Raw genomic sequence first — 1,115 nt, 5'->3', positions numbered from 1 at the left:
GAGGACTATCGCCGCCCGAAAAGCACCATCGAAGCGCCGCCGACCACAACCCCGCCACAGCACCAAGAGCCTTCTGCACTCCAGATGGCGAGGCGACGGTCCTCGACCGGACCTCCTGCTGCCCGTGCGCCCTCCCCGATGCCCTCGACTCCGCCTCAACAACGACCCCGACCAGCCAACCGCGGGCCAATCTTCCGCGGCACGATGAGCGCACGAAAAGGCCGCAGGAGGTCCGGTCGAGGACTATCGCCGCCCGAAAAGCACCATCGAAGCGCCGCCGACCACAACCCCGCCCCAGCACCAAGAGCCCTCTGCACTCCAGATGGCGAGGCGACGGTCCTCGACCGGACCTCCTGCTGCCCGTGCGCGCTCCCCGATGCCCTCGACTCCGCCTCAACAACGACCGTGAGCCCCCCAAGCTACCAGAAGCGAGCAGCCAGCTGTTCCACGTGGAACACTACCGCCCCCCAGCCTCCGCGCAGCCCTCGAGGTGCTCCGTCACATCAGGGATCTCCTCCTCCGCCAGCGCATTCGCCAGCCGCAGGTTGAACTCCCCCTCCTGCACCTGCCCCCGCTTGCACTGGATCCACCCCAGCGTGTCGAGGAAGTTCGGATCCGGATCGACCTCGAGCGCCCCACGCACCAGCTCCTCGGCGCGCTCCAGCTCCACCCCCGCCTCCGCCAAGCTGTACGCGATGTTGTTTGCCCGCGATGGGTCCTCCGGATCCTCCGCCAGGACCCGCTCGAGGTACTCGATCGCCTGGTCCGGGTGCCCCGAGTCGAGCAACTCCACGCCAACGAAGAGGTCATAGTTCGGCCGCCACGTCGGCGCGATTGACGCCACCCCCAGCCCGAGCAGACCGACGATCGTGACAGCGCCGCTCGCATACCGAGAAAAACGCTGTTCCGGCCGCCGAGACATCCCCCAGCCGACGACGCAGCCAACCACCAGCCCACCGATGTGCCCAGCCTGCGCCAGCACCGACACCCCAAAGAACAGCGGCAACAGCGCACCCAACACCAGCCAAAACACCAGCCAAAACCCGAGCACCCGCGCAGAGATCGGCGCCACCGCCGAGCGCACGGCCTCACTCCCCCACGCCCGCCCCACGACC

Annotated in this window: 1 protein-coding gene; it reads right to left on the bottom strand. The window is 68.3% G+C overall.

The features are described 5' to 3' along the window. Nucleotides 1-457: 457 nt before the first annotated feature. Nucleotides 458-1,115: tetratricopeptide repeat protein (locus ENSA5_RS03385; RefSeq protein ID WP_219906723.1), on the bottom strand; the 658-nt coding region annotated here is incomplete at its 5' end.

Source organism: Enhygromyxa salina, from assembly GCF_002994615.1.
Lineage (GTDB): Bacteria > Myxococcota_A > Polyangia > Nannocystales > Nannocystaceae > Plesiocystis > Plesiocystis salina_A.
The sequence above is the reverse complement of the archived record's forward strand: the minus strand, read 5'-3'. Positions and strand labels throughout refer to the sequence as shown.